A 9,040-nucleotide genomic window follows, 5' to 3' on the forward strand; every position below is an offset into this window, starting at 1 on the left:
GGAAGAATACCTTCGTAAGTTCCTCACTGATGGCCGGGTTCCTATGGATAATAACTATGCCGAGCAGGCCATAAGACCATTTACAATAGCCCGAAAGAACTTTGTACTTATGAGTATTTTGAACTGCTGTTATCAGAGATTCCTAAGCACATGGATGACCATGATCTTAGATTCCTGGATGATCTTCTTCCCTGGTCTAAAAACGTCCAGGAAAAATGTCCTAGCAGATTTAAAAAATCTTAAATTTTCAAAGTGCATATATTTATATCAGATCCCTGCAGAAATGCGGGGATTTTTGATATCCAGTACTCATGGATGAGGGCTTACAAATCATCCCCTAGCTTTTTGTACAGTTCTCTACACAATGGTAGTTGATGATGATTCATGAAATTTGAAAAAAGTTAATTTCATCTCGTTTATCCTAAGATATTTATTTAGATGTTAATAATTCATCGTAAATATTACAAAGATTCCTAGTATTCTTCATATAATCATATATCTCACTAGCCTTAGCAAATGCATTATCTGCCAGTTTCTGAGCCAACGCTTCATCATCGAATACTCTCAATATACAATCTGCAAGCATTCTAACAGAATTAGCCTGATATAACAGCCCATCTTTCTCATGTGTAATAAAGCTCTTAACTCCCCCAACATCAGAAGCCACTACCGGCATTCCTAGAATCATTGCTTCACCAATACTGTTAGAAGAATTCTCTATAGCTGAAGCACATACAAATACATTTCCGCGAAGATAATGCTTTATCATATCCTTCTCATTAAGACTTCCAACAAAAATGACATCTTCTATCAGTCCCTTTTGTTTAATCTTTTCTCCAATATATTCTATATACGAAGATCTCTTGATATATTCTTTGATGTTTTTTTGCTTGTAAGGAGACTCACCTATTGCATAAAGTCTAACATCGGGATAGAAGTCTTTTACAATTTCCAAAGCATCTATCATTACATGAAAGCCTTTGATCATATATGCAGACTGTGAGAAAACAATACTATGCTTCTCACAAAAATCCTTAACCCATCTATTTGCGTAAAAAGACTCTCTTAATATCTCATTACACTTATGATAAATTATTTTTCTGTTATACTGTCTTAATATTGCCTTATCCCAATCAGTTCTTCCAATGCAATGTCTGGCTATCTGAAGCCCTTTTTTCTCCAATTCTCCATGTGAAGAATAATAAGCCTTGGTATCTGCTATAGTATTATGAATATACCACTCATATAGCGTCTTACGTTTAATCACTTCGTCCGGCAACATAAACAAACTATACTTCGATATCTCTGACATTACTCCCTGAATAGACACAACTGTTCTATCTAGAAGATTCATATTCCTGACTATCTCCATAGTTATCAAGAAATGCTCAAATTCAGTACCCCAAATATGTATTATATCTGGGCGTAGTCTCTCTATTGTTCCCATGATACGATCTTTAGCGTCCCGCATCTCAAATCCAAGACAGTTTATACTGTCAATAAAGGTATCCCCATATTCATAGCCTAATCCTAGTATACTCAGATTAATGCCGCCATTCTTTAATAAAAGTCTACTAGAAAAATCAATCCATTGGCCAGAAAAAGTCTCTCTTCCAAAGTATTTGGCAGCATAACTTGGTTCACAATTTGTAATCCACAAAATGTTACGCAATATCACAATCTCCTTAAACTTATATAATCATTTGCAAATACTTATTCCGTGCCAATCGTCAAGCTTCATTTTCTGCATAAATGGTACATCAGGATATACCACAATCTTTTCAGGATTCCCGTTCAGATATGCTGCCCATGTAGAGTATGACGAGTTAGCAATAATATTGTGTTTGCATAGGCTCATGAGGTACATATCGTTGCCACTATCTGATGTATTATTCCCCCGGATATTCAAAACAAAACTACTGCCGATATATAGTCCTAAATATCTTCCCCAAAATATAGTTTTTTCGCCCTCCATACATGCTTCTATTCATTTTATCAAAGTCCTTCCCATGTATCCAATGATAAAATAGTAATGCTCTTTGCTCTGGCATTTTAATGGTAGTGCGAACGCCTTTATCAGGTGGAATCAAATCATCCACATTTATTTTTTCCATAGTGCAGTCCTTAGAAATTTCATCTATCAATTTCTTCCCATTCTCACTATGAATGATAATAATTGATGTACCTTTGTCATCATCGAATTCAGGCTTAACCGTGTTAATCCCCCATGCATCGCCAATTGTTATATCGCAGTCTCTATTAAGTCCCCTAAATCTGCAATCATAGCATGATGGCCTAAGATTATAATTAGTTAAAAACATTCTCATATAATCATCAGACATAATAGTTTTGACATAACGTTTACCATTCAAAAAATTAACAGATAAAGAGTAATCTTTCCAACCAGACACTTTATCTCTAAAGTTTACTTCCTTCGGTGCTGAATGATACTCTCTTTCTAAATTGGATAGATAATACTTCCATATCATAGGAGATGGAACGCCATGACATAATATATCTACAGTTATCAGATTATTATAAATTTTTTTCAGAAAGCTCTTTAACCCAGCAATCTGACATGGAGTACCAGTGTATAATACTTTCCTTCCAGCGCCTAACAATTTTCTAACCTGTCTATAGGTGTTATTCGTGCTACTCTGAACATACTTACTTCTCATCAAAGTATCAATTTCATCCATTGATTCAATGCATATATGATGAACCTGCCAATTATCATCAAAAGCTGCACCAAATACCGCACCGCCTTCACCAATGATTTTCTCCGCAAAAAGAAAAAAAAGCCCACCTGACGAACTGGCTATTCTATTAGGCTTATTACTTATAGCAATATATGAATTTAAATATGCATCATCTTTATTAACATTATGCAATACAGGACAGGTTTTTTTACATAAATTGCAATTGATGCATTTACTCTTATCTATAACAGGATACAAAAAGCCCTCTTTGTCGTAATCCATAGTAATACAGTTCTGTGGACAAATCTGCTGACATGCACTACATCCGCAACAATCCCTCTTTATCGTTATAAAATGATCTTTTTTCATACATCTTCCCGTATTATTCCATCAATAAATGTATTAAATCGTGTTCTTTCCAAATCTAATCTTTTTTCTACACCTTGATAATTTATATCATATGGAGCATCGACATTATGTATAAACCTGTTCTCCATTCCTAGAGTCTGAAATAACGTATCCATTCTTGAACTCATATCACTGTCCATCCTTTTATATACCCAAAAAGGCTTGTTAAACAGAATTGAGAACACGCAAGCATGGAAAGAATCAGTAAGTACTACATCTGCATGATGTATAAGATATACAAATTCTGAGGGATCTACTATGTATTCCCACGGTCTGGTAATATCCAGTAGTTTTACCTCTTCAAGCTTGTATTTTTTGATGATTTCACTTGCTTCACGTATACTAGTCTCTGATTCCTCTTTCAAAAAGTATTTTAGAACATATTTTTGAGTAGGAACATTTATAGGTCTTCTTTCTATTTTTTCCCATTCTTTGTCTGTAAGCATAAGTGTAGGATCCAGGAAAACCGGAACGTCTCGTCCAATAAGCCGCTTAATCAGCTCTGCTCCCGATTTCTCCCTAACACAAAGATGCTGAATAGGTTCCAAATATTCCGCTATTACTCTCTCAGTTCCGTCGTCAAATTCATCTACTCCAAAGCTCGGAGATATACAAATAAGTCTGTCTTTATTAGAATTTTTCCCATAAACCATATCATTGGGCTCCACGTAATAAGCATTCCATATTTGATCACTTCCAAGAAAAACGTATTCGCTTTGCAAAGCCACTATGTCTTTTTCATTATCTATACTAGGGATATATTTATGGTTAAATTTTCTAAATTTTTTCTTTCTTACCTCTATTGCTCTTTTCTTGCCTCCTGAACACAAAAAAAATATAGTCCTTACAAAGTCTTTTATCAGCAATACTCTTCCAGAGTCATCTTCTGTTTTCGTTGCTAATGTAAATGGCTCAAGCCCCCTATCACTAGCAATCTTAGATACTGCGTAATTCTGTAATCTATTACCATAATTAGTAATTCCCCACATTGTTATTATTAAGGCACTTTTCTTTTCTCTCATCAGCGACTAGTCAAATGTGAATGACTTCCTCCTTATCACGAATCGTTGCCCCACCATCTTTAATCTCATATATAACGTCGCAAAATCTTAATGTCGTAAGTCTGTGTGCTACTATTACAATAGTAATGTCACCTCGCATTTCTTCAATAGATTCCATAACCGCTCTTTCTGTCTCATTATCAAGAGCAGAGGTCGCTTCATCCATTATAATTATTTGCGGATCATTATATAATGCGCGTGCAATAGATAACCTCTGACGTTGTCCACCGGACATAGCATTTCCATGTTCTCCAACTCTTGTTTCAATTCCATTTTCCAGACTCTGTACAAATGAATATAATCTTGCTTTTTTTAATACTTCCATTACTTTGGCATCATTTATTTTCTCTTTAGGCACACCTAAAGCAACATTTTCTTTAATACTTCTATCAAAAACATATACAGATTGAGGAATATATCCTACAAGTTTGCACCAAGAATTCTCATAATTTGTAATATTTATCCCATCCAAAAGAACCTCACCGCTTTGGGGTTTATGTACTCCCAACAAAATATCTATAAGTGTAGTCTTTCCTGCGCCGGACCTGCCAATTATTCCTATTGTTTCACCCTTTGCTATAGAAAGATTCAGTCCATCTAGAACATTTTCACCACGAGAATACTTAAACTGTATATGTCTCATCAGTAACTCATGTTTGAATACCGGTACTTTAGTATCAACTAGATCAGTCTTTGATTGGCCTTTTTTCTGTGAAGACAATGTTATTTTTCTCTGATATATTGTTTCAACGCTCGCTTCTGAAAACATGGCTGTATTAACATTATTCGATATTCTTCCAACAGAAGGAAGCAGCCTCATAGCAGCAACCGCCGCTGCAGCCAATGCAGCAACATTAACACTTGATGAGGACAGTTCCAATTGAATCATTAGAAATATCATTATCGAAACCATAAAAATCATTTCAATGAAATACGTCGGGCTACTGTTATACATATTACTTGCGATACCTGCCTTTTGGTATTCAAATAAATGATTTCGATATTCATTTACAAACTGATCCTGCACACCAAGGACTTTAATTTCTTTTATTCCTTCTGCAATCTCTATCAGTGCCTTATGGACTCTATATATCTTTTCTTTATATATTACAGCACATTTCTTCACTCCATTATGAAACACCCTTGTTACAAATAGTACTGCCAATAACGAAATAGCTCCAAGTACTACTGCAATTTTCCACTCTGTAAAAACTATCCAAACAATAATAAATACAGCAGTAAGCACTTCAGTCAAAAAACGTAAAATCGCAGACAGGAAATTTTTCATCAGCTCCGTATCCGTCTGGATATTTCTTGATATCTTTATAGCACCATTTTCAATCCAAAAATCATATTCTTTTGAAACATAGTCATCAAGCATCTCATATATAAGTTCACGCTCAACTTTGGCAGAAAACTTAGCCTGAACCCAAATTGCAAATATAGAAAATAAATTTTTTACAATATAAACAACTATCGTTATTACACAAATCATAACAAGTATCATTCTCGGATTGCTTATATGTAATAAATTACTTAAAAAAAGAATGGTCCTTGATTTCACAGCACTATCCATATCTGTCATAGCCTGCACTAGTGGAAGTATTATAGATACCCCAAGCATCTGTAATAAAGCTGTAATGATTGAAACAATTAGAACAACACAGAAATATTTCTTTTGCCTACCACTAAGAATAACCATGATGTATTTTGTCCACAGCTTTACTTTTCTTAAAACTTTATTTATCACTTACTTTTCCTCTAATAATCCTTTTAATAGCTTGCTTTATATAAAATAATCCTGTTTCTTTTTGCTTTAACAGTCTAAGGTAACTATATGCCAGATCTATTTTTCCCGCATATATAATGTGCAACAACCTACGATATTTCCTTTTCAATCCGTTATTTGAAGCATTATCAACAATTTGCTTAAAAAGATTATCTGCAAACATTTCTTCCATAATAGCTTTTAACTCAAAGCAATTAGTACTTCGATCATATATTTGCGCTCTCAAATAATTGTAATAAAACCCTGTCGCTAACAAATCAAACTGTCTTAAATACCGACTTCCAAGTTCTGTATACAGTTTTCTTTCAAAAATAAATGATCTTTGTACTCTTTGAAATCTGTCATTTATCTTTTTCCTAGTGACTGATGATGGATTATTTCTATAATGATAGAAAGCTTTATGGGTAACTACAATCGATTCTGCATTGATAAGAGGAAGATAACAGTATCCTAAATCTTCAAATTGTTCTAATCTCTCAGTTATTTTCTTTATTCCGTCCAGAAAAAGACTACGACGATATATTTTCATGCATGTGCTCATTATTATTCCGCCCATATCACTTTCTGGCTCATATATCATAACATTATTTAGTTCTTTTTTTGAACAGCCTGAATAAACCCCTTCTGGAACCATATCCATGTAGCCTGTTCCAGAACTGGTATATACAAAGCCACTGGTAGCAGCATCACACTCATTAAGAAGCATCTGAGTCATTAATTCTTTAGCAAAATCCGGATCGATGTAATCATCTCCATCTACAAAGGCAACATATTCAGCCCTTGCAGCTTCTGCCCCATCCCTCCTGGCAAAGCATGCTCCATTATTCTCCTTATGTTTGGTTCTAACGTTTGCATTATTATGTGTATATTCGTCACAAATATCGCCAGATCCGTCTGTGGAGCCATCATCAACAAGAATTATTTCAAGCGACGGATAATCCTGTGCTAAAACGCTATCTATACATTGCGGTAAATAGTCTTTGCAGTTATATACTGGTATTATTATTGATAATAATGGTAAATCTATCATGTTCTAAGTATCGTTTATATAACGCTCCTTATAAAAGCATCAACACTGAGGGTTACAGGATATTGCACTCTGTTCTTGTACTCATTTACTATATCCAGCGTACCCTCTGTAGACAGGCCATCTATGATAATATGTTCCATATTGTCATAATGCTGTTTTTCAACAGAGTCTAATGTATCTCTAATGGTTTTAGAACTATTGTAACAGGGAGTTACTATCGATATTTTCACGTCGTTATTCATAAATTTCTCCTGAAATTACTATTTTTCTTTCCAAATCTCCCTCATTCGGATACTAGATAATAATATTCATATAATCCAGCAACCTCTTTCCATTTCACTTCATACCCAAGTGCCAAACAATCATCTATATGATTACTATAGTCTCTTGTAGCAAGCATTAGCTCATCCGGAAGTTTGTCCGCAACCGCATTTATATCTCCTGCTGCCATAAAATAAGAATCATCATTTAGTAAAGAAACCGCCTGATAAATTGTATCATTGCTCTCACCGCAATCACCATAATAAGAAACAACCGTATACTCTATATTCTGTTTTGATAAACGCTCCTCAAGTTCTTCTCCAATCCTCATCACATACACTACCCTTTTTCCTGATACAGAAGGCAGAATCACGGACACAACCATAATTGTGATGACAATATTTGCTATTACTTTATTGTTAATGTGATTTTTAAAGAACAACATCATCTTGGCAGTAAACCAGGCTATAAGAAACCAACCATGAGTAGAATACCTTACTTCCGTATAGAAATGTAAAGCAGTCGCAACAAGAAAATAGCCAATCAGCGTCCCAAACATTACCCTCTCCATCGGATGAAGGAAAAAGCTATCTTTTTTCCATCTAAGGAAACAAAAAATACTCAAGACAATGAACAGAACAAACACTGGCAAATATCCATATGCAAATTTACCTATATATGCCCCTTCATGTACTGCTCTTTCTAAGAACGTAATAGGGCTCAAGGTCATCACACTACTAAGCACCCAATAAGTTGGCCCTGTGGCATTTTCATAGGCATCCCTGAGATGACTAAGCATATAAATGTAGTTTGTCTTAGCAAATAAATAGTACCCTCCTGCAACACATGGCGCAGCATAGATACACATCATGCCCCATCGCTTATGCGCCACCAAAGCTATGTAGAACATTCCAATAAATATCAGTACCAGAAACAACGAAAACTGAGATGCCTCAATACTCCACTTAGCACAAAGAAGAGCCACAACCTCATAAATGAGAATCTTATACCACTTTCTAATATCTTGTTCCCATATCAGCATATGCAAAAACGTAAACAAGACGCACAAGAAACAGCTAAATATGTAGAATCTAATATAGGAATTAAGTGATACTATCATTCCACTAAAGCCATATAGGATTACTGCAAGCATAGCAGTTTCACAACTACGACTATATTTATTAATCATCTTGTATAGCATCATCTGTATTGCAATAAACAGCACCAAATTAAATGCTATTGCCGGCCATCCATCCATCTTCCCGGGAACGAACAACGCCTGCAATATATTTACAATAGTCCAATATGGACGCTTATATAAATTCCATAGTATCTCCCCAGGGGTATCATTCATTACTGAATCTTCACGCTCAACCACAAGCCTATTCTTTACAAATGATGCAGGTATCCACTCGTTATCAACAAAATCACTATCATTCACAATATAATGGCGACTTGGTGTAGATGCTGATGCATAATGTAAATCCTGAAATGTGTAAAAAGTATCCCAATAATAAAAGCTTCCATGCCTGGAGAACATAAAGGCAGCTAAAAAAACTTGTAATATGACTATAGAGCAAAAAATGCAACCGCTCCATTTTTTTATCTTTTCATTACCGTACGTCATTAATAATTTCCCTTCATATAATCATCAAAAAACTAATTGTGTGTTTAAACATTAAGCCTTTTAGCAACCGTAAGCCCTCAAAAGCTCGTACCTGTCCATTGTAACAAAAATCTGAGATGATTTCTCCAAATACTTTTTTGGAGGTTATCTCATGAATTCTTCTAA

The 9,040-nt window shown here is 34.9% G+C and carries 8 protein-coding genes and 1 pseudogene; 1 reads left to right on the plus strand and 8 read right to left on the minus strand.

Annotated features, from left to right (window positions below; genetic code table 11):
* A pseudogene (locus G613_RS20245) lies at positions 1-106 on the plus strand (IS66 family transposase); the annotation flags it as partial.
* Between the two features lie 324 nt (positions 107-430).
* On the opposite strand, the gene G613_RS0117515 reads toward G613_RS20245, so the two are convergent.
* The 8 genes from G613_RS0117515 to G613_RS0117545 form a co-directional block, all read right to left on the minus strand.
* Positions 431-1,354: a glycosyltransferase family 4 protein gene (locus tag G613_RS0117515; protein ID WP_196805083.1), complete on the minus strand. Its 924-nt coding sequence runs from the start codon at positions 1,352-1,354 to the stop codon at positions 431-433.
* A 345-nt stretch (positions 1,355-1,699) separates the two neighbouring features.
* Complete coding sequence (locus G613_RS20095) at positions 1,700-1,975, minus strand: alpha-1,2-fucosyltransferase (protein WP_081647942.1); 276 nt, start codon at positions 1,973-1,975, stop codon at positions 1,700-1,702.
* Positions 1,917-3,068, minus strand: a complete 1,152-nt coding sequence (locus G613_RS0117520) for a Coenzyme F420 hydrogenase/dehydrogenase, beta subunit C-terminal domain (RefSeq protein WP_035774876.1) — start codon at positions 3,066-3,068, stop codon at positions 1,917-1,919. The genes G613_RS20095 and G613_RS0117520 overlap by 59 nt, the downstream gene beginning before the upstream one ends.
* Entirely contained in the window at positions 3,065-4,129 is a 1,065-nt protein-coding gene (locus G613_RS0117525; protein ID WP_029233801.1) for a polysaccharide pyruvyl transferase family protein, read from the minus strand. The genes G613_RS0117520 and G613_RS0117525 overlap by 4 nt, the downstream gene beginning before the upstream one ends.
* A gap of 10 nt (positions 4,130-4,139) precedes the next feature.
* On the minus strand, positions 4,140-5,918 hold the full coding sequence (locus tag G613_RS0117530) for an ABC transporter ATP-binding protein (protein WP_029233802.1): 1,779 nt from the start codon (positions 5,916-5,918) through the stop codon (positions 4,140-4,142).
* Positions 5,908-6,987, minus strand: a complete 1,080-nt coding sequence (locus tag G613_RS18950; protein ID WP_029233803.1) for a glycosyltransferase — start codon at positions 6,985-6,987, stop codon at positions 5,908-5,910. The genes G613_RS0117530 and G613_RS18950 overlap by 11 nt, the downstream gene beginning before the upstream one ends.
* Before the next feature lie 14 nt (positions 6,988-7,001).
* Complete coding sequence (locus G613_RS0117540) at positions 7,002-7,229, minus strand: glycosyltransferase (RefSeq protein ID WP_029233804.1); 228 nt, start codon at positions 7,227-7,229, stop codon at positions 7,002-7,004.
* 41 nt (positions 7,230-7,270) lie between these two features.
* On the minus strand, positions 7,271-8,689 hold the full coding sequence (locus tag G613_RS0117545; protein WP_155828124.1) for a hypothetical protein: 1,419 nt from the start codon (positions 8,687-8,689) through the stop codon (positions 7,271-7,273).
* Positions 8,690-9,040: the final 351 nt, after the last annotated feature.

The organism is Butyrivibrio sp. VCB2006 (assembly GCF_000420945.1).
Taxonomy (GTDB): domain Bacteria; phylum Bacillota; class Clostridia; order Lachnospirales; family Lachnospiraceae; genus Butyrivibrio.